General features: G+C 61.6%; 19 protein-coding genes. 8 read left to right on the top strand and 11 right to left on the bottom strand.

The genetic code is table 11. The features are described from left to right. Positions 1-5 precede the first annotated feature (5 nt). The gene (locus tag KHO49_RS06525) at positions 6-1,808 is read left to right on the top strand and encodes a cation:proton antiporter (protein WP_102878501.1); all 1,803 of its coding nucleotides are present in this window, start codon (positions 6-8) and stop codon (positions 1,806-1,808) included. A 57-nt stretch (positions 1,809-1,865) separates the two neighbouring features. On the opposite strand, the gene KHO49_RS06520 is transcribed toward KHO49_RS06525, so the two are convergent. Beyond that, positions 1,866-2,279 carry an acyl-CoA thioesterase gene (locus tag KHO49_RS06520; RefSeq protein WP_102861301.1) on the bottom strand — a complete coding sequence of 138 codons (414 nt, stop codon included), beginning with the start codon at positions 2,277-2,279 and terminating at the stop codon, positions 1,866-1,868. Between the two features lie 327 nt (positions 2,280-2,606). Between KHO49_RS06520 and KHO49_RS06515 the strand changes: the two genes are divergently transcribed. Further along, a complete protein-coding gene (locus KHO49_RS06515; RefSeq protein ID WP_213664788.1) occupies positions 2,607-4,733 on the top strand; it encodes a DUF4132 domain-containing protein in 2,127 nt (708 codons plus the stop codon). A 58-nt stretch (positions 4,734-4,791) separates the two neighbouring features. Here the strand turns inward: KHO49_RS06515 and rplS are convergent, their stop codons facing one another. The 5 genes from rplS to ffh form a co-directional block, all read right to left on the bottom strand. Next, a complete protein-coding gene (rplS, locus tag KHO49_RS06510; protein WP_007927677.1) occupies positions 4,792-5,142 on the bottom strand; it encodes a 50S ribosomal protein L19 in 351 nt (116 codons plus the stop codon). Positions 5,143-5,187: 45 nt separating this feature from the next. Further along, complete coding sequence (trmD, locus tag KHO49_RS06505) at positions 5,188-5,961, bottom strand: tRNA (guanosine(37)-N1)-methyltransferase TrmD (protein WP_170001093.1); 774 nt, start codon at positions 5,959-5,961, stop codon at positions 5,188-5,190. After that, positions 5,943-6,479: a ribosome maturation factor RimM gene (gene rimM / locus KHO49_RS06500; protein WP_102861299.1), complete on the bottom strand. Its 537-nt coding sequence runs from the start codon at positions 6,477-6,479 to the stop codon at positions 5,943-5,945. Before rimM ends, trmD begins: the two co-directional genes overlap by 19 nt. Before the next feature lie 5 nt (positions 6,480-6,484). Further along, complete coding sequence (rpsP, locus tag KHO49_RS06495; RefSeq protein WP_007927680.1) at positions 6,485-6,736, bottom strand: 30S ribosomal protein S16; 252 nt, start codon at positions 6,734-6,736, stop codon at positions 6,485-6,487. A gap of 249 nt (positions 6,737-6,985) precedes the next feature. Beyond that, complete coding sequence (gene ffh / locus KHO49_RS06490) at positions 6,986-8,362, bottom strand: signal recognition particle protein (protein ID WP_102878499.1); 1,377 nt, start codon at positions 8,360-8,362, stop codon at positions 6,986-6,988. Positions 8,363-8,570: 208 nt separating this feature from the next. Here ffh and KHO49_RS06485 point away from each other — a divergent pair, with 208 nt between their 5' ends. From KHO49_RS06485 to KHO49_RS06475, 3 genes are all read left to right on the top strand, one after another. Continuing rightward, positions 8,571-9,383: a cytochrome C assembly family protein gene (locus KHO49_RS06485; protein WP_502937856.1), complete on the top strand. Its 813-nt coding sequence runs from the start codon at positions 8,571-8,573 to the stop codon at positions 9,381-9,383. A 9-nt stretch (positions 9,384-9,392) separates the two neighbouring features. Beyond that, the gene (locus tag KHO49_RS06480) at positions 9,393-10,622 is read left to right on the top strand and encodes an HlyC/CorC family transporter (RefSeq protein WP_123393639.1); all 1,230 of its coding nucleotides are present in this window, start codon (positions 9,393-9,395) and stop codon (positions 10,620-10,622) included. A gap of 301 nt (positions 10,623-10,923) precedes the next feature. Next, positions 10,924-12,240 carry an MFS transporter gene (locus KHO49_RS06475; RefSeq protein WP_170001095.1) on the top strand — a complete coding sequence of 439 codons (1,317 nt, stop codon included), beginning with the start codon at positions 10,924-10,926 and terminating at the stop codon, positions 12,238-12,240. A 77-nt stretch (positions 12,241-12,317) separates the two neighbouring features. Here the strand turns inward: KHO49_RS06475 and purT are convergent, their stop codons facing one another. From purT to KHO49_RS06450, 5 genes are all read right to left on the bottom strand, one after another. Beyond that, entirely contained in the window at positions 12,318-13,499 is a 1,182-nt protein-coding gene (gene purT / locus KHO49_RS06470) for a formate-dependent phosphoribosylglycinamide formyltransferase (RefSeq protein WP_102878495.1), read from the bottom strand. Between the two features lie 99 nt (positions 13,500-13,598). After that, positions 13,599-14,066, bottom strand: a complete 468-nt coding sequence (locus KHO49_RS06465) for a VUT family protein (RefSeq protein WP_102878494.1) — start codon at positions 14,064-14,066, stop codon at positions 13,599-13,601. Between the two features lie 131 nt (positions 14,067-14,197). Then, on the bottom strand, positions 14,198-14,413 hold the full coding sequence (locus KHO49_RS06460) for a DUF1289 domain-containing protein (protein ID WP_102861292.1): 216 nt from the start codon (positions 14,411-14,413) through the stop codon (positions 14,198-14,200). Continuing rightward, entirely contained in the window at positions 14,410-14,934 is a 525-nt protein-coding gene (locus tag KHO49_RS06455; protein WP_102878493.1) for a gamma carbonic anhydrase family protein, read from the bottom strand. Before KHO49_RS06455 ends, KHO49_RS06460 begins: the two co-directional genes overlap by 4 nt. Before the next feature lie 56 nt (positions 14,935-14,990). After that, positions 14,991-15,590, bottom strand: coding sequence for a CoA pyrophosphatase (locus tag KHO49_RS06450; protein ID WP_102878492.1), 600 nt, complete (start codon positions 15,588-15,590; stop codon positions 14,991-14,993). Positions 15,591-15,736: 146 nt separating this feature from the next. Here KHO49_RS06450 and KHO49_RS06445 point away from each other — a divergent pair, with 146 nt between their 5' ends. The 3 genes from KHO49_RS06445 to KHO49_RS06435 all read left to right on the top strand — a co-directional run bounded on the left by KHO49_RS06445 (position 15,737) and on the right by KHO49_RS06435 (position 17,847). Then, positions 15,737-16,288: an NUDIX hydrolase gene (locus tag KHO49_RS06445; protein ID WP_102878491.1), complete on the top strand. Its 552-nt coding sequence runs from the start codon at positions 15,737-15,739 to the stop codon at positions 16,286-16,288. Positions 16,289-16,337: 49 nt separating this feature from the next. Then, positions 16,338-16,841 carry a L,D-transpeptidase family protein gene (locus tag KHO49_RS06440; RefSeq protein WP_102861288.1) on the top strand — a complete coding sequence of 168 codons (504 nt, stop codon included), beginning with the start codon at positions 16,338-16,340 and terminating at the stop codon, positions 16,839-16,841. Positions 16,842-17,115: 274 nt separating this feature from the next. Then, positions 17,116-17,847 (top strand): GntR family transcriptional regulator, encoded by a 732-nt coding sequence (locus KHO49_RS06435; RefSeq protein WP_102861287.1) that lies wholly within the window; start codon positions 17,116-17,118, stop codon positions 17,845-17,847. Positions 17,848-17,873: the final 26 nt, after the last annotated feature.

Genomic DNA, 17,873 nt, shown 5'->3' with positions numbered 1-17,873 from the left:
CATTGATGAGTGAACAACAGATTCTGCTGGCCTTCGGCGGCATCGGCGCGGCAGCACTGGGCTGCCAATGGCTGGCCTGGAGGCTGAAACTGCCAGCCATTCTGTTCCTGCTGCTGAGCGGCATTCTTGCCGGTCCCGTGCTGGGCTGGCTCGACCCCCAGGAGATGTTCGGCCCGCTGCTGATGCCCCTGGTGTCCCTGGCGGTGGCGCTGATCCTGTTCGAAGGCAGTCTGACCCTGCACCTCTCGGAATGGCGTGAAATCGGCAGCGTGGTGCGCCGCCTGGTGACCATCGGCGCGCTGTCCACCTGGGCGGTGATCACCCTCGCCACCCATTGGCTGCTGGGCTTCGACTGGATGCTGGCCTTGCTGTTCGGCACCTTGACGCTGGTCACTGGGCCGACGGTGATCGTGCCCATGTTGCGAGTGGTGCGACCCAAGGCCTCGATCGCCAATATCCTGCGCTGGGAGGGCATCGTCATCGACCCTATCGGCGCCCTGCTGGCCGTGGTGGTCTACAGCTTCATCATCGCCAGCGCCGCCGGCGAGGGCCTGAGCCACAGCCTGCTGACCTTTGGCGGGGTGATTCTGTGCGGCAGCCTGTTCGGCATCGCCGGCGGCTGGGTCCTGGGCACCATCATGCGTCGCCAGTGGCTACCGGAGTACCTGCACAACCTGGCGACCCTGGCCGCAGTCCTGGGAATCTTCATCGCGTCCAACCAAGTGATGCACGAATCCGGCCTGCTGGCCGTGACCCTGATGGGCATGTGGATGGCCAACATGAAGGGCGTGGATGTCCGGCACATCCTGCACTTCAAGGAAAACCTCAGCGTGTTGCTGATCTCCGGACTGTTCATCCTGCTGGCAGCGCGCCTGGACCTCAAGGCACTGATCGCCCTGGGGCCGCTGGTGCTGATCCTGCTGCTGGTGATCCAGTTCATCGCTCGCCCGCTGAATGTGTTGCTGTCCACTGCCGGCTCCAGCCTCAACTGGCGTGAACGCGCCTTGCTGGCGTGGATTGCGCCACGGGGGATTGTTGCGGCAGCGGTGTCGGCCATCTTCGCCATCCGCCTGGATGAAGCCGGTCACGAGGGGGCGTTGCTGCTGGTGCCACTGACCTTTGCCGTGATCATCGGCACCGTGGTCCTGCAAAGCGCTACTGCCCGGCCCTTGGCGCGCCTGCTCAAAGTCGCGGAGCCCGCTCCCAGCGGCTTCCTGATTGTCGGCGCCAATGGCCCGGCACGCACCATTGGCAAGGCCTTGCAGCAGTTGGGCAGCCGAGTGCTGCTGACCGACTCCAGCTGGGAGAATATCCGTGCAGCACGCATGGAAGGCCTGCCCACCTATTTCGGCAACCCGGCCTCGCAGCACGCCGACGCGCATCTGGATCTGGTGGGATTGGGGCATTTGCTGGCGCTCTCACCTTCAGGCGAACTCAACACCCTGGCGGCCATGCGCTTTCGACACGACTTTGGCCATCAGCGCCTTTTTGCCCTGGCCAACAGCCAGGAAAGCCGACGCACCGACAAGCACCGCGCCAGCCACGAACATCGCGGCCAGCTACTGGGCAGTGAAGCCCTGACCTACACCAAGCTGGCCAGCCTGCTGGGCCAGGGCGCCGAGCTGTACAGCACGCACCTGACCGAAGCCTTTGGCTGGAACGACTACCAGACTTTGCACGGCGAACGCGCAACCCTGCTGTTCGCCCGCGACAGCAACGGCTGGGTGCATGTAATCACCCCGGAAAGCGGCCTCAAGCCGACGGCTGGCTGGACCCTGCTGGCACTGATCCAACCCGAGTCACTCTAAGAAGCGGGTTTGCCGGCGAAGGGGCCCGCAGGAACGCCTTCGCCGGCAAGCCGGCTCCTACGCTGCGAATCCCGGAAGCACCGGCACCGGGCGCTTGTCGTCATCGATGGCGACGAAACTGAACAGACCATGAATGGCCTTTTCCCGTCCGTCACAACTCATGCTCTCGACAAACACCTCTACCTCAACCTTGAGGCTGGTGTTGCCCACCTTCACCACCCGCCCTACCAGCTCGACAATAGAACCGGCGGCAATCGGATGATTGAAGTCGATACGGTCGGTGGAGACTGTCACCAGTGGCAACCGGCAAAAGCGCGTGGCGGCGATAAACGACACTTCGTCCATCCAGGCCAGGGCGGTGCCGCCGAACAGGGTGTTGTGATGATTGGTGGTGGACGGGAATACCGCCTTGGTCACACGGGTCACCGAGAGTTCGGTACGACGCTGGATTTCTTGCTCACGAAGGGTCATCGGACTACTGCCTGAATGGATAGATCCGCGCAGGGACACGCTGCGGGCATGGAACGCCGATGAGCGCTGCAAGGCAGCGACCAAAGGCTTGATGGGAACAATCGGGGGCCGCCTGCCTGTGGATAACAACAGGCCAGGAACGCCGGGAGGCGTGTGACGCACCTTGGGCGTTCCGTGCAGGCTGCACGGCGCGGGCGATCACACTTTATTGGGTCGGCGAGTATATCGCCGCCCGGCAGGGGCCGAAAGAACCCGGCAGGGGTCAGAGGTCACGATCGGCGATAAAAAATGCGATCATCCGCGCCCCCAACAAGGAGAATCGCCGTCATGGATGCCCTTTCCGCGCCTTCGCTCGTCGAGCACCTGCAGCAACGCCTGAGCGCCGCGACAACGGATCATCCGAGTTTCATTGGCGCGCCCATCGATATCAGCTCACTGACACCCGCTCAATTGGGCAGCCTGTGGCCGGCTATCCGCCGAGCACTGCGTACCCCTGAAAACCCGGCTGCGCAGCAACTGGCGACATCGATTGTGCAGCAGGCCGCACAGCTGGAACTGTGCCCAGCCCTCGATCAAACCACCCTGCTGGAGGTGCTGCGCACTTGTCTGAGCGGGCAGGAGGCGGTGGAGCAACTGGCCTATCACAGCGGCAAACCGAGCAGTGCACTGAGCAGCGAGTTACATAGAATCCTCGGCGAACCCTCAATACGCTGGGCTGCGGACTACCACCAGACGTACGTATTGGCACAATGGCTGGATGCACAAGCCCAGGCAGCCCTGCACCGTTGCGTGGAACAACACTACGCCGATGCGCCCTACGTCCGGCAGGAGTTCGAACTGCTTGAACAACTGGAACCGCAATCCCGACTGGCCCTTGCCAGCAGCGAGTACTGGACCGGTCATCACTCACTGAGCAGCGACCCCGCCACGGCGCTGGCCGACGATGCTGCCTACGTCGAGTTCTCCCAGCAGATCCTCAACACCGCCGCCCAGCGCCTGGAAGATATTCACAGCGGCGCCACCCCCTATGTGGCCGATGGCGCCTTCAGCACCCATGACACGCCAGTAATCGCCCGTGCCGCCCGGATCGCCCTGCGGCGCGATGCGCCTTGGCTACCGCCACTGATGGACACTTTGCTGACCAAGGCTTGCGTCGCCCCAACCCAGGCCAAAACCGCGCCGTCGCAATCCCTGGCCATTGCCCTGGGTCATTGCATCGAACAGATACCAACGCCGGAAAGCGTGCAAACGCTGCGCAGCGCCCTGAGCCTGGTGCGACATGCCGGCCTGCAGAAAAAACTCACGCGCAATCTCAAACCCGCCGAGCGCGGACTGGCCCAACGCCCCGAGATTGCCCTGCGCCTTGCCCCAATCACTGCTCCCGGAAAAGCCCAGCACGCGCTTCTGGCCAGTTGCCTGGAGTCAGGACTGTGGCAACACTTCGAGCTGTCTTTGAGCGACTGGCGAAGGCAACTGGTGGATTCTGCCGTGGGCGCGCCCTTTGCCCACTCGTTGATATGGGTGGCTCACAACGACTGTGGCCAACGCTGCAGCTTCCTATTGACCCAAAACGCGCAAGCTCTTGACGTGCGGGGTCAGCCGCTTTCCCTGGACGCCGGATGCCGGATTTCGCTGTGGCACCCCCTGTCGAGCGACGAAGCAGAGCGCCAAGCCTGGCAAGCCGTGATCACCGAACGCCAGATCAGGCAACCACTGCGCCAGGTATTTCGCGAGCACTACCAGGCACCTGACCATGAGCTGGAAAGCCCCTCCTACCAGGCATTCGCCGGGTACAGCCTATCCATTCGCCCATTGATCGGCCTGGCACGCCGCGAGGGCTGGAAGATCGACAGAGACGGTAGCCTGAGCCGGAACCTGAGCGACATCCGAGTGACTCTGAATGTCGACGTGCCACTCTATCCCGGCTTACAAGGGCACTGCTTGTCCGGCGCCACGTGCTTCGCTCGTCGCACCGAGAAACACTGGCAGCCTGTGCTGCTGAAAAATGTGCCGGTGCAGGTTTTTTCAGAGGCTTGCCGAGCCATCGATCTGCTGGTCAGCATCAGCGCTTTCGCCGTTGAAGAACTGACGCAGACCGCCGCTGGCATTCCTCTTCCCCAGGCCTCGCCAGGCAAGCGCGAAGAGCGCCTGAATCGACTGGCCGGGCACAATCTCACGCAAATGACATTGATGCGCCAACAGGTGCTGAATACAGCCTTTGCGACGCACATCAAAGCAGGAAAGCTGAGTATGGATGAGCGCCATGTGCGGGTCGGTGACTACGCCGTGCACCTGGTGACCGGGCGCGTGTCACGCGATGGAGGCGCGGTGGACCTGCCACTGGCGGCACAAAGTGGCAAATTGGCCGCCCTGCCCTGGCTGCCTTATGACGAGGTACTGCTGGAACGTATCGCCAACACGGTCTGCGCCCTGCTGAACCGCTCCGGGCATTAAATGACAGGCAACAAAAAAGCAGCCCGTAGGCTGCTTTTTTCTGCATCGGAAGCTGGACTTAAACCAGTTTTTCCTTGATGCGAGCTGCTTTACCCGACAGGTCGCGCAGGTAGTACAGCTTGGCTTTACGCACGTCACCGCGACGCTTGACAGCCATGCTGTCGATCTGCGGGCTGTAGGTCTGGAAAGTACGCTCTACGCCAACACCGTTGGAGATTTTACGTACGGTGAACGCGCTGTTCACACCGCGGTTGCGCTTGGCGATAACTACGCCTTCGAACGCCTGCAGACGGGAACGATCGCCTTCCTTCACTTTCACCTGAACGACAATGGTGTCGCCCGGGGCAAAGGCTGGGATCTCTTTGGTCATCTGCTCTGCTTCGAGTGCAAGGATGATTTTGTTGGTCATGCTGTGCTCCTAAGGTAAATCGTCGGATCTACCATCGATACGTTGTTAACTATCGTCCCGCTCGCGGAGATATTCCTCGAGCAGCTTCTTCTCTTCTCCAGAAAGCGAGCGGCTTTCCAGAAGATCGGCGCGTCGTTCATAGGTCCGACCAAGGGACTGCTGTAAACGCCAACGCCGGATGTGTGCGTGGTTGCCACTTAGCAACACGTCGGGAACACGCTGATCCGCATACACCTCCGGTCGGGTGTAGTGCGGGCAATCCAGCAGACCGTCCGTGAAGGAATCTTCCTCCGCGGAATCCACATGCCCTAAAGCTCCGGGCAGCAGTCGCGTAACCGCATCAATCAGGACCATCGCCGGCAGCTCGCCACCGGAGAGTACATAGTCGCCAATCGACCACTCTTCATCGACATGAGCTTCAATAAACCGCTCGTCAATGCCTTCATAACGACCAGCAATCAGGATCAATGCATCCTCATTCGCCAACTCGCGTACCGCCGACTGGTTCAGTTGACGGCCTTGGGGCGACAGGTAGATCACCTTCGCACCCTCCCCGGCTGCGTTTCTGGCCTGAACCAGTGCATCCTCCAGGGGCTTGATCTTCATCACCATGCCAGGGCCACCGCCAAACGGGCGATCGTCCACAGTGTGATGTCGATCCGTGGTGTAGTCTCGCGGATTCCAACAAGTGAGCTGCAAGAGCCCCTGTTTCACCGCGCGGCTGGTTATGCCGTATTCGCTGATGGCGGAAAACATCTCGGGAAACAAACTGATCACTTCTACGCGCAAGTTAGCCACGCTTAGAAGTCCGCATCCCATTCCACCTTCATCTCGCCCGCGGCCAGATCGACGGCCAACACGCATTGCTCGGTATAGGGCAACAGGCGTTCGCGATCATCCAGGCTGCCAGCGCAAGGCTTGACCACCATTACATCGTTCGAGCCGGTCTCCAGCAGGTGATCGATCTGCCCGAGCAGTTGCCCGAGGGTGTCGATGACCTTGAGACCTTGCAGCTGGTACCAGTAGTACTCGCCGTCGGTCAGTTCAGGGAACAGGTTGCGCGGCACGCAGATCTCGTAACCGGCCAGAAGACGAGCTTCTTCGCGATCATCAAGACCCTTGAGCTTTGCGACCAGGAACTTGTCGTTCCCGCGTCCGCTGACCAGCTCAACCTGTTTCACGCTACCTTCGCGCTTGAGCGTCCAGGTTTTGTAGTCCAACAGGTTTTTAATCGGATCAGTAAAGGAAAAGACCTTCACTTCGCCGCGAACGCCATGAACAGAGTAGATTTTGCCGATAACGATCAAATCATCAGCAGGAGCTGGCGTCGCGTTCATAGGGTTCAGGCTGCAGCCTTAGCCGATTCCTTCAGCAACTGAGCAACGCGCTCAGAAGGCTGTGCACCAACGCTCAGCCAGTAGGCTACGCGTTCTTGGTTCACGGACAGGCGGACTTCTTGACCGCGAGCGATCGGGTTGAAGAAGCCAACTTGTTCTTTGTGCGAACCGTCGCGTGGGTTACGGCTGTCGGTCACGGTCAAGTGGTAAAACGGGCGCTTTTTGGAGCCGCCAAGGGCAAGACGGATTGTTAGCATGTGAACATCGTTCCTGTAGTCGGTGCTGCAAATCTAAATGCACAGCGGGCATGGGTGCCCGAAAGGCCGCATATTCTAAGGAATATCCGGACTTTTGCAAATGACTTTTTCCGGCGCCTATCGGCTGCCACTCAGATTTGCTATGGAGCCGCCGCAAGCGGCAGCGAGTGAGCGCGCCCCAATCGAGGGTTTGCTCGAGATTCCACGTCCCCGTGGAATAGCGCCGACATGACTGCCGGCGCGGATTCTTCACATTTTCGGCATGCCGCCGCCGGGCAACATGCCGCCCATGCCGCGCATCATCTTGGCCATCCCGCCCTTGGCGGAGAACTTCTTCATCATCTTCTGCATCTGCTTGTGCTGCTTGATCAAGCGGCCGATGTCCTGCACCTGGGTACCAGAACCCATGGCGATCCGGCGCTTGCGCGAACCGCTGATCAGCTCAGGGTCGCGGCGCTCGGCCGGGGTCATGGAGTTGATGATGGCTTCCATCTGCTTGAACTGCTTTTCAGCGGCGCTCTGTGCGTTGCCCATCTGCGCCAGATTGACACCACCGATGTTCGGCAGCTTGTCCATCAGGCCGCCCAGACCGCCCATGTTCTTCATTTGCTGCAGTTGGTCGCGGAAGTCTTCGAGGTCGAAGCCTTTGCCCTTCTTCAGCTTCTTGGCCAGCTTGTCGGCCTTTTCCTTGTCGAGGGTCTGCTCGGCCTGCTCGATCAGGCTGAGCACGTCGCCCATGCCAAGAATCCGCGAAGCAATACGTTCAGGGTGGAATGGCTCCAGCGCCTCGGTCTTCTCGCCCATACCGATGAACTTGATCGGCTTGCCAGTGATGGCCCGTACCGACAGTGCGGCACCGCCACGGGCGTCACCATCGACCTTGGTCAGGATCACCCCGGTCAGCGGCAGCGCGTCACCAAAGGCCTTGGCGGTGTTGGCGGCGTCCTGACCGGTCATGGCGTCGACCACGAACAGGGTTTCCACCGGTTTGATCGCCGCATGCAGCGCCTGGATCTCGTCCATCATCTCGCTGTCGACGTGCAGGCGACCGGCGGTGTCGACGATCACCACGTCGATGAACTTGAGCTTCGCTTCCTTTATAGCTGCTTCGGCGATGGCCACCGGCTTCTGGCTCAGGTCCGAAGGGAAGAAGGTCACGCCGATGTCGTTGGCCAGGGTCTCCAACTGCTTGATCGCCGCCGGGCGGTAGACGTCGGCGGACACCACCATCACGCTCTTTTTCTTGCGCTCTTTAAGGAAGCGCGCAAGTTTGCCGGCGGTGGTGGTCTTGCCCGCACCCTGCAGACCGGCCATCAGCACCACGGCTGGCGGCACGGCGCTGAGGTTGAGGTCTTCGTTGGCCGCGCCCATCAGGCTTTCCAGCTCGGCCTGGACGATTTTCACAAAGGCCTGGCCCGGGGTCAGGCTGCGGGACACTTCGGTGCCGACCGCACGCTCCTTCACCGAGTTGACGAAGTCCTTGACCACCGGCAACGCAACGTCGGCTTCGAGCAGCGCCATGCGCACTTCGCGCAGGGTGTCTTTGATGTTGTCCTCGGTCAGCTTGGCCTTGCCGGTGACATGGCGCAGCGTCTGCGAGAGACGGTCGGTTAGGTTTTCAAACATGCTCGATCCTTTCAGGCCCAAGGTAGACCGGGGTAATGGCGGCCCAGAGCTTAATAAACAAGAGCTCGATGAGCCTGCGGCGTGGGCAGGTCGCGGATTATAGCGAAGACTGTGCGTGGCGGACACCTCGCCGTCTGCTTGCGTGGTCTTTCAGGGCTGTGGGTTCTATGCCAAACTCAGCGACTTTCGGGCTTGCCTAACAGGATTTATGCTCCCCTTGTCACCCAGCTTGCTACCCACCCTCGCCGCCGCCGTCCTTTATGCCGCTGCGACCCTCTATCAAGGCTCTCGCCTGGCCACCGGCGCCAAGGCAAACAAGCGCCTGCTGGTTATGCTGGGCATCCTGGCCCTGCTCGCCCACGGCATCAGCCTGCTGACCCATTTGCTGACCCCGGCCGGCCTGGGCTTGGACTTCTTCAGCGCCGCCAGCCTGATCGCTGCCGCGGTCATCGCCCTGACCTTAATGGCCTGCTGGCGGATTCCCGTGGAAAACCTGCTGGTGCTGCTGTTCCCCCTCGGCGCCCTGACTGCGCTACTGGCGCAGTTCGTGCCTACCGGAACCGTGCCGGTGATCGATGAGGAACCGGGAATTCTCGCCCACATCCTGCTGTCGATCCTGGCCTACGGCATGTTCACCATTGCGGTGTTCCAGTCCCTGTTACTACTGGTGCAGGACCATCAGCTGAAGAACAAGCACCCCTCCGGGCTGATCAGGAACTTCCCGCCCCTGCAAACCATGGAAAGCCTGCTGTTCGGTTTTCTCTGGGCCGGTTGGACCCTGCTGTCGCTGTCGCTGATCTCCGGCTGGCTATTCGTCGAGAACCTGTTCGCCCAGCACCTGGTGCACAAGACCCTGCTGGCCTGCCTGGCCTGGGTGGTGTTCAGCGTGCTGCTGTGGGGCCGCAACCGCCTGGGCTGGCGCGGGCACAAGGCGATTCGCTGGACCCTCGCGGGTTTTTGCCTGCTGATGCTGGCGTACTTCGGCAGCAAGCTGGTTCGTGAATACATCCTGCACATCTGACGACCGGCCATGACCGACTCCTTGCCCTCCGGGCCCATGCTCGCGGTAATCGCCCTGCTGATCGTCTGGTCGGGGCTGTTCACTGCCATCGATGCCGCCCAGCAGCACCTGCTGACCCAACGCAACGGCTCACGCTCAGGCGACAAACCGACGGCACAGCTGGCCTTCCCCAAGGAAAGCCTGATCCTGTGCAACACCCTGTGCCGAGTCCTGGCGGTGATCATCAGCACCTTACTGGCGCTGTTCTACTGGGCGGAAAACGGCCCCTGGCTGGCCTGCCTGATCAGCACCAGCGGCTTGCTGGTGCTGGCCGAGTACTTGCCCCGCACCCTGGCTTTGCGCTACCCGGAAAGCACTCTGAGCTTTGGCAACAGCCTGCTGGCCATCCCCATGAAGCTTGTCTATCCCCTGGCCTGGCTGCTGCAGGCCATCGGCCAGTTGCTGTTGCGCCCGTTCGCCGCCAAGGCCAGCGCGGTCAAGCACAGCGAAGACGATCCGGCACGGCTGGACGATGAGCCCGCTCCCCAGGAACACCACGCCCTGTCCGGCATCCACGCCCTGGACAAGATCACGGTCAATGACATCCTGGTGCCTCGCAGCGAAGTGGACGGCATCAACCTGGACGACTCCATCGACGAGATCATCGCCCAACTGCGCCTGAACAAACGCACGCGCCTGCCGGTGTTCCACAGCGATATCAACCAGGTGGAGGCTGTCCTTAATACCCGCCAGATCCGCCACCTGCTGCCGGACGCCAGCCTGACCAAGGAAACCCTGCTGGCCGCCTGCCACGAACCCTACTTCGTCCCCGAAAGCACCCCGTTGCAGTTACAGCTGCTCAATTTCCACAAGCAGCAGCGGCGCCTGGGCATGGTGGTGGACGAATACGGCGAAGTGCTGGGCATCGTCACCCTGGAAGACATCCTCGAAGAAATCGTCGGCGAGTTCGAAAACGAGCACAGCCTGGACAACCCCCATATCCACCCACAGGCCGATGGCCGTTATGTGGTGGAGGGCGCGGCATCGATCCGTGAACTGAACAAGAGCCTGGGCTGGCACCTGCCCAGCGACGGCCCCAAGACCCTCAACGGCCTGGTCACCGAAGCCCTGGAAACCATTCCCGACAGCGCCGTGTGCCTGAAGATCGGCCGCTACCGCCTGGAAATCCTCGAAACCGAGGAAAACCGTGTCAGCCGCGTACTGCTCTGGCACACCAGCAGCGTTCCCGCCCGGACCTGACTCGATGCTGATGCCTGCGCCCTGAACCTCTGCAACGGAGTTTCGGGGCCTGGCGCAGTCACGCAAAACCACCAACGACCACAGCCCTTGTTGGATCGTTAGCAGCCTTTCTATAATCGCGCTGCTTACCCAAGCCCCGCAGATCCGCGTGCTACCCGCACCGAGAACGATCCTGCATGCATCACCCGCCACTGTTCGACGTCACTCCCATCCCGAGTGACGACCGCGCCAAACCCACATCCCTGGGTGCTCGACCATAATAATTCGCTCCACTGGAGCACAGACTGTCAGGGATATCCGCATGACGACCAACACCGCCTACAGCGCCTGCGCGCCCGCTCAACCGAGCAATTCCACCACCCGGGTGGCCACCGCCAGTTTTATCGGCACCGCCATCGAGTTCTACGACTTCTACGTCTACGCCACCGCCGCTGCGCTGGTGATCGGGCCGGTATTCTTCCCCCAGACGTCCGGCACCGCCCAGATGCTCTCGGCCTTTCTGACCTTTGGCATTGCCTTCCTCGCCCGCCCCCTGGGCTCGGCGCTGTTCGGCCACTTTGGCGACCGTATCGGACGCAAATCGACCCTGGTCGCCTCCCTGCTGCTGATGGGGGTGTGCACCACCCTGATCGGCGTGCTGCCGGGCTATGCCAGCATCGGAGCCTGGGCGCCGATCCTGCTTTGCGTATTGCGCTTCGGCCAAGGGCTGGGGCTGGGAGGCGAATGGGGTGGCGCAGCCCTGCTGGCCACGGAAAACGCCCCGCAAGGCAAACGCGCCTGGTTCGGCATGTTCCCGCAACTGGGCCCCTCCATCGGCTTCCTCGCCGCCAACGGCCTGTTCCTGGCCCTGGCCATGGGCCTGGATGACGAACAGTTCCGCTCCTGGGGCTGGCGCATTCCGTTTCTGCTCAGCGCGGCGCTGGTGATGGTGGGCCTGTATGTGCGCCTGAAGCTGCACGAAACCCCAGTGTTCGCCAACGCCGTGGCACGCCAGGAACGGGTGAAAATGCCACTGGTGGAGCTCTTCAGCCAGTACTGGCTGCCAGTGCTGCTGGGCGCCGCGTCGATGGTGGTGTGCTACGCGCTGTTTTACATTTCCACGGTATTTTCCCTGAGCTACGGCGTCGCGACCCTGGGCTACAGCCGGGAAACCTTCCTCGGCCTGCTGTGTTTCGCAGTGCTGTTCATGGCCGCGGCCACGCCCCTGTCGGCCTGGGCCAGCGACCGTTTCGGGCGCAAGCCTGTGCTGATTGTCGGTGCCGTGCTGGCTATTCTCTCCGGCTTCACCATGGAACCCTTGCTGACTCAGGGCTCCACCGCCGGTGTAGCGCTGTTTCTGTGCATTGAGCTGTTCCTGATGGGGGTGACCTTCGCCCCGATGGGCGCGCTGCTGCCGGAACTGTTTCCGACCCATGTGCGCTATACCGGCGCATCGGCGGCTTACAACCTGGGGGGCATTGTCGGTGCTTCGGCCGCACCCTTCTTCGCCCAGAAGCTGGTGGCGATGGGTGGGTTGAGCTGGGTAGGCGGGTATGTGTCGGGGGCGGCGATCCTGAGCTTGATCGCGGTGCTGTGCTTGAAGGAAACGCGCAATAACGATCTGAATCGGGTCGTCTGAGCGACCGCTTCGCGAGCAAGCTCGCTCCTACAGGTTCAATGCAAACCTTGTGGAAGCCAGCTTGCTCGCGATGTTTCTCAGAGTTCGACCACTACCGCTTGCGCAGCGCGGGTCGCCTTGGCCCGGGCGGCCTCGATCGACTCATCACGAGCCAGAGCCACGCCCATGCGGCGCTGGCCGTTGACCTCAGGCTTGCCGAACAGGCGCAGCGCAGTGTCCGGCTCGCTCAGGGCGACGCCGAGGTTGGCGAACGCGGTCTGGGTGGATTTGCCTTCTACCAGAATCACTGCCGAAGCCGATGGACCGAACTGACGGATCAGCGGAATCGGCAAGCCGAGGATCGCCCGCGCATGCAGGGCGAACTGCGACAGATCCTGGGAAATCAGGGTCACCAGGCCGGTGTCATGGGGACGCGGCGACACTTCGCTGAACCACACCTGATCGCCCTTGATGAACAGCTCCACGCCGAACAGGCCGCGGCCGCCCAGGGCTTCGGTCACTGCCTTGGCCACACGCTCGGATTCGGCCAGGGCTTTGGGGCTCATGGCCTGAGGCTGCCAGGATTCCTGATAGTCGCCCTTTTCCTGACGATGACCGACCGGCGCACAGAAAGTGGTGCCGCCTACGTGGCGCACGGTCAGCAGGGTGATCTCGTAGTCAAAATCGATGAAGCCCTCGATGATCACCCGGCCCTTGCCGGCACGCCCGCCTTCCTGGGCGTAGTCCCAGGCTTTCTGTACGTCATCGACACTGCGCAGCAGGCTCTGGCCCTTGCCCGAGGAGCTCATCACCGGCTTGACCACGCAAGGGAAACCCAGGTCTTGCACCGCCTTGGAATAGTCTTCGAAGGTATCGGCGAAATGGTAAGGCGAGGTCGGCAGGTCCAGCTCCTCAGCCGCCAGACGACGAATGCCTTCACGGTTCATGGTCAGCGAAGTGGCCCGGGCGGTGGGGATTACGGTGAAGCCTTCAGCTTCCAGTTCCACCAGGGTCGCGGTAGCGATGGCTTCGATTTCCGGAACGATGAAGTGCGGCTTCTCAGCCTCGATCACCGCCCGCAGGGCCGCACCGTCGAGCATGTTGATCACGTGGCTGCGATGGGCCACCTGCATCGCCGGCGCATTGGCGTAGCGGTCCACGGCAATCACCTCGACACCCAGGCGTTGCAGCTCGATCACCACTTCCTTGCCCAACTCACCACAGCCACAAAGCAAGACGCGGGTCGCGGTTGGCGACAATGGAGTTCCGATACGAGTCATCTGAAGGTCCTCAAAGGAGCGGATCATCGAGGGCCGAGCGCCAGGCGGGCGACCCATGGGGAAAGAGCGCGGCATTTTACATGAACCGCAGCCTTTGGCTCAGCCGGCGCACGCCGCTTTGCGCAAACGCCAGGCCATCGCCAGCCAGACCACGGTGACCCCGGCGAACTTCGACCCCAGGGCGGTCAGCACGACCCCCGGGGTCAGCGCATCGATCATGCCGTAGAAGATGAAGGTATCCAGGGGAATGCTCAGGGCCGAACTGATCCACAGGCGATCATGCAGGGGCCGCTTGGTGATGCTGAACACCAGCCAGTCGATGCATTCCGAGACGGCGAATGCCGTGGCACTGGCCAGAGCAATGGTCGGGTCGGAGGTGACATAGGACAACACCAGGGCCGCCAGCATGGCGACGATGGCGCCATGGCCGAAGCGAGTCTGCACCATGTCCCGCAGGACAAACACCAGCCCGCCCCAGGCCGACCAGACGATATCCAGTTGCGGCGCGACGGAAAAGGCGTAATTGATCAGCACGACGCTGCTGATATAGGCGATCAGGAAAAGCATGGGGGCCAAGGGTACCTATCGGGAAGGAGCACAGGTTACTGCAGGCCCGGGGTTGGGCCAAGAAACCCTTGCGCCGGCAGCTGGCTCCTACGCATCGCCTGCGGGAGCTGGCTTGCCGGCGAACGGGCGGATCAGCTCGCCGAGCTGGAGCCGATCATCCACAGCAAGCCACTGGATTTGGCCCGCTCATGGCACAGGGCCAGGACTGCGCGGCGCTCGCTGTTGTCCATGCGACTCCAGCGGGTGATTTCATCCACCGTGCGCTGACAGCCGGTGCAAATGTCCTGCTCATCCAGGGCACAGATGCTCACGCAAGGCGAGGCGACGGGTCTTTCAGGGGCGGTCATTGTTCTTGCTCAACCAGGTCTCGGGCATAACGTTGAGCATTATGAACGTAGTGGGCGGCGCTGGCTTCGAGCATTTTCTTCTGCGCCTCGGTCAGTTCGCGAACCACTTTGCCCGGCGAGCCCATGACCAGCGAACCGTCAGGTATTTCCTTGCCTTCGCCGATCAGCGAATTGGCGCCGATGATGCAGTTCTTGCCGATCTTCGCGCCATTGAGAATGACCGCGTTGATACCAATCAGGCTGTAATCGCCCACGGTGCAGCCATGCAGCATGGCGTTATGGCCGATGGTCACGCCGGTGCCCAGGGTCAGTGGAAAGCCCATGTCGGTGTGCATCACGGCACCGTCCTGGACGTTGCTGTGCTTGCCGATCAGGATCAGTTCGTTGTCGCCACGCAGCACGGCGTTGAACCACACACTGGCCCCCTCTTCCAGCTTGACCTTACCCACCAAGGTGGCATTCGGGGCCACCCAGCTCTGTGGATGGGTGTCGACTCGGGCGTCGCCCAGGCGGTATTTCATCTTGTTGTCCTTATGGTTCAGGCAGCCGCGGGTTTATGTCATGCCAAGCCATGGCTTCAGGTGTCGATAAAGGTTTTCGGCGGGTGATGCAGGCTGATCTTGGCGTCGTACAGCAGGTTGACCAGTTCGACCACCATGATCGCGGTCAGACCCCAGATCTTGTACTCGCCGAAGCGGTAGCTGGGGACGTACCAACTGCGGCCCTGATAGTCGATGCGGTGGGTGTGTTCACGAGGGTCCTGGCGAAAGAACTCCAGAGGAACGCTGAAAACGGCAGCGATCTCGGCATCATTGGCCTGGTATTCGACATAGTCGGGAATCACCCCGACGTAGGGTGTGACCTTGATCCCGTGCAGGGAAATCAGTGGGCTCAAGGGGCCGATGACTTCCACCAGTCCCGGCGGCAGGCCGATTTCTTCTTCGGCCTCCCGTAGCGCGGTGAAGATCAGGTCCGGGTCTTCCGGATCGCGCCGGCCACCGGGGAAGGCCACTTCACCACCATGGGTCGAAAGCCCGCTGGCGCGCAGGGTCAGCACCAGCTCCGGTTCATCGCTGCGGGTGATGGGCACCAGCACCGCAGCTTCGGGAAAACGTCGGTCGGTCTCCAGCGTTCTTGGCGTGTAATGGCTTACCCGATGAAGTAGCTCGTCCAGCATGAGGCATCTCGATCTGTTGGCTACCGTGCATCATGCACCAATCCAATCGGTGGCCCAACCCCTGCCCTCGGGCATGTCGCTTAACGACAACTTGCCGACAATCGGGCGGCGCGCCAAGATAGCCCCAGCCTTTTCGGATACCCCACATGAAATTTTGCAGCCAGTGCGGCAACCCGGTGATCCAGCGCATTCCCGAAGGCGACTCGCGCCTGCGCTTCGTCTGCGATCACTGCCAGACCATCCACTACCAGAACCCCAACATCGTCGCCGGCTGCCTGGCCACCTGGGAGGGCAAGGTATTGCTCTGCCGTCGCGCCATCGAACCGCGCCTGGGCTACTGGACCCTGCCGGCGGGTTTCATGGAGAACGGCGAGACCGTGGAACAGGCGGCCATCCGCGAAACCTACGAGGAAGCCTGTGCCCGGGTACGCAACCTGAACCTCTACACCTTGATCGACGTGCCGCACATCAGCCAGGTGCATGTGTTCTTTCGCGCCGAACTGGCAGACCTGGACTTCGCCGCCGGTCCCGAGAGCCTGGAGGTGCAACTGTTCGACGAAGCCGATATCCCTTGGTCCGAGCTGGCTTTCCGCACCGTCGGTCGTACCTTAGAATGCTTCTTCGCTGACCGGCGGGCACAGGCATTTGCCGTGCGCTCCGAATCCATTCCGCCGCTCTCTCAGCCTGCCATCAGTTAAACAATAAAAACGTGCACGGACTCTGTGCGCGCCTGGGGATATCGTGTCAATGCGCTGGTTGCTTGCCCTGCTGTGCTGTTCCGTCGTCACTCTGTCTCAGGCCTCCACGGTGGAAACCCTGGACGGCAAGGTCATAGAAAAGGTTCTGGTGCTCAAGTCCGCCCATCAACTGCAGTTGATCAATGGCGGCAAGCCACTGAAAACCTATCGGATTTCCCTGGGCAAGAAGCCCAAGGGGCCCAAGCTCATGGAAGGCGATAAACGCACCCCCGAAGGCCTCTACTGGCTCGACTGGCGCAAGACCAGCGACCGCTACAACCTGGCCATGCACATCTCCTACCCGAACATCACCGATGCCGCCCGCTCGCGTCGCGAAGGGGTCAATCCCGGCGGCATGATCATGATCCATGGCACTCCAGACACCGAAGAGTTTCCCGAGCAGTACTTCCACACCCTGGACTGGACCGACGGCTGCATCGCCATGCGCAATGTCGACATGCGCGAAGTCTGGAGTCTGGTCAAAGACGGCACCCTGATCGAAATTCGCCCTTAATCCCTACAGCACAAAAAATATTTTCCTCCCCGCCGCCCTCCCCCGGCGCGCATACCACTTGGCGACCCGCCCCGGGTCGCCACCTCGAGCTATAGCCTTCGCGGCCAGACCTGCCTAATACCACTTCAATCCTTTACCCTCCTAAGCACCCCGAAAGCGCCGGATTTACTACACCTTCACCTGATAGGTGGCGTTGACATGGTATTTAAGTGGTATTAGTTTTTCGGCATTACCGGGCGACAACAACCTCATAACCGCATCGGAAAACCTACAGATGAATCACCTCCTGACCCTGCGTCCCGACGACACTCAGCCGACCCCGCTGTACCTGCAACTGGCTCGCAACCTGGAAGCGGCGATTCACTCCGGCCAATGGAAAGCCGAGCAGGCGCTGCCTTCGGAACGCAACCTCAGCGAACTGCTGGGCATCTCCCGGGTGACTGCGCGCAAGGCCCTGGAAGTCCTCTTCGAACGGGGCCTGATCCGGCGCAGCCAGGGCTCGGGCACTTTCATTACCCCGCGCCTTGAGCAACCGCTGTCGCGCCTTTCCGGGTTCAGCGAAATGCTGCGCCTCAAAGGTTTCGTCCCCGGCTCGCAATGGCTGGAACGCACACTGACCCCGCCGACCCACGAAGAGCTGATCCGCCTCGGCCTGTCGCCCAACGACAAGGTGGCGCGCCTCAAGCGCCTGCGCAAAGCCGACGATGCGGTCATGGCGATCGAGATGAGTACCTTGCCGGCCAGCATCATTGCCCAGCCCGAGGCCGTCGGCGATTCGCTCTACGAGTACCTCGACAGCATCGGCCGTCCCGTGGTCCGGGCCCTGCAGCACATCCAGGCGATCAACGCGTCAGACGAATTCGCCGCCCTGGTGGGCATCGCCCCCGGCACCGCGATGCTGCTGATGACCCGGGTCGGCTACCTGGAAGACAACACACCAATCGAAGTCACCGACACCTATTGCCGCAACGACTACTACGACTTCGTCGCCGAACTGCGACGCTGAATCCGCCCCCTGGAGCCAGAGAAACG

Origin of the sequence: Pseudomonas sp. RC4D1, assembly GCF_018390395.1 — a bacterium.
In the GTDB taxonomy this organism is placed as follows: Bacteria; Pseudomonadota; Gammaproteobacteria; order Pseudomonadales; family Pseudomonadaceae; genus Aquipseudomonas; species Aquipseudomonas danubii.
Note: the sequence above shows the minus strand (reverse complement) of the source record. Positions and strands in the feature narration are given on the sequence as shown.

What these genes read in the sequence shown, in the direction of transcription:
- KHO49_RS06525 (WP_102878501.1), top strand. Translation starts at nt 6, where the DNA reads ATGAGTGAACAACAGATTCTGCTGGCCTTCGGCGGCATCGGCGCGGCA.
- KHO49_RS06520 (WP_102861301.1), bottom strand. Translation starts at nt 2,279, where the DNA reads ATGACCCTTCGTGAGCAAGAAATCCAGCGTCGTACCGAACTCTCGGTG.
- KHO49_RS06515 (WP_213664788.1), top strand. Translation starts at nt 2,607, where the DNA reads ATGGATGCCCTTTCCGCGCCTTCGCTCGTCGAGCACCTGCAGCAACGC.
- rplS (WP_007927677.1), bottom strand. Translation starts at nt 5,142, where the DNA reads ATGACCAACAAAATCATCCTTGCACTCGAAGCAGAGCAGATGACCAAA.
- trmD (WP_170001093.1), bottom strand. Translation starts at nt 5,961, where the DNA reads ATGGGATGCGGACTTCTAAGCGTGGCTAACTTGCGCGTAGAAGTGATC.
- rimM (WP_102861299.1), bottom strand. Translation starts at nt 6,479, where the DNA reads ATGAACGCGACGCCAGCTCCTGCTGATGATTTGATCGTTATCGGCAAA.
- rpsP (WP_007927680.1), bottom strand. Translation starts at nt 6,736, where the DNA reads ATGCTAACAATCCGTCTTGCCCTTGGCGGCTCCAAAAAGCGCCCGTTT.
- ffh (WP_102878499.1), bottom strand. Translation starts at nt 8,362, where the DNA reads ATGTTTGAAAACCTAACCGACCGTCTCTCGCAGACGCTGCGCCATGTC.
- KHO49_RS06485 (WP_502937856.1), top strand. Translation starts at nt 8,571, where the DNA reads ATGCTCCCCTTGTCACCCAGCTTGCTACCCACCCTCGCCGCCGCCGTC.
- KHO49_RS06480 (WP_123393639.1), top strand. Translation starts at nt 9,393, where the DNA reads ATGACCGACTCCTTGCCCTCCGGGCCCATGCTCGCGGTAATCGCCCTG.
- KHO49_RS06475 (WP_170001095.1), top strand. Translation starts at nt 10,924, where the DNA reads ATGACGACCAACACCGCCTACAGCGCCTGCGCGCCCGCTCAACCGAGC.
- purT (WP_102878495.1), bottom strand. Translation starts at nt 13,499, where the DNA reads ATGACTCGTATCGGAACTCCATTGTCGCCAACCGCGACCCGCGTCTTG.
- KHO49_RS06465 (WP_102878494.1), bottom strand. Translation starts at nt 14,066, where the DNA reads ATGCTTTTCCTGATCGCCTATATCAGCAGCGTCGTGCTGATCAATTAC.
- KHO49_RS06460 (WP_102861292.1), bottom strand. Translation starts at nt 14,413, where the DNA reads ATGACCGCCCCTGAAAGACCCGTCGCCTCGCCTTGCGTGAGCATCTGT.
- KHO49_RS06455 (WP_102878493.1), bottom strand. Translation starts at nt 14,934, where the DNA reads ATGAAATACCGCCTGGGCGACGCCCGAGTCGACACCCATCCACAGAGC.
- KHO49_RS06450 (WP_102878492.1), bottom strand. Translation starts at nt 15,590, where the DNA reads ATGCTGGACGAGCTACTTCATCGGGTAAGCCATTACACGCCAAGAACG.
- KHO49_RS06445 (WP_102878491.1), top strand. Translation starts at nt 15,737, where the DNA reads ATGAAATTTTGCAGCCAGTGCGGCAACCCGGTGATCCAGCGCATTCCC.
- KHO49_RS06440 (WP_102861288.1), top strand. Translation starts at nt 16,338, where the DNA reads ATGCGCTGGTTGCTTGCCCTGCTGTGCTGTTCCGTCGTCACTCTGTCT.
- KHO49_RS06435 (WP_102861287.1), top strand. Translation starts at nt 17,116, where the DNA reads ATGAATCACCTCCTGACCCTGCGTCCCGACGACACTCAGCCGACCCCG.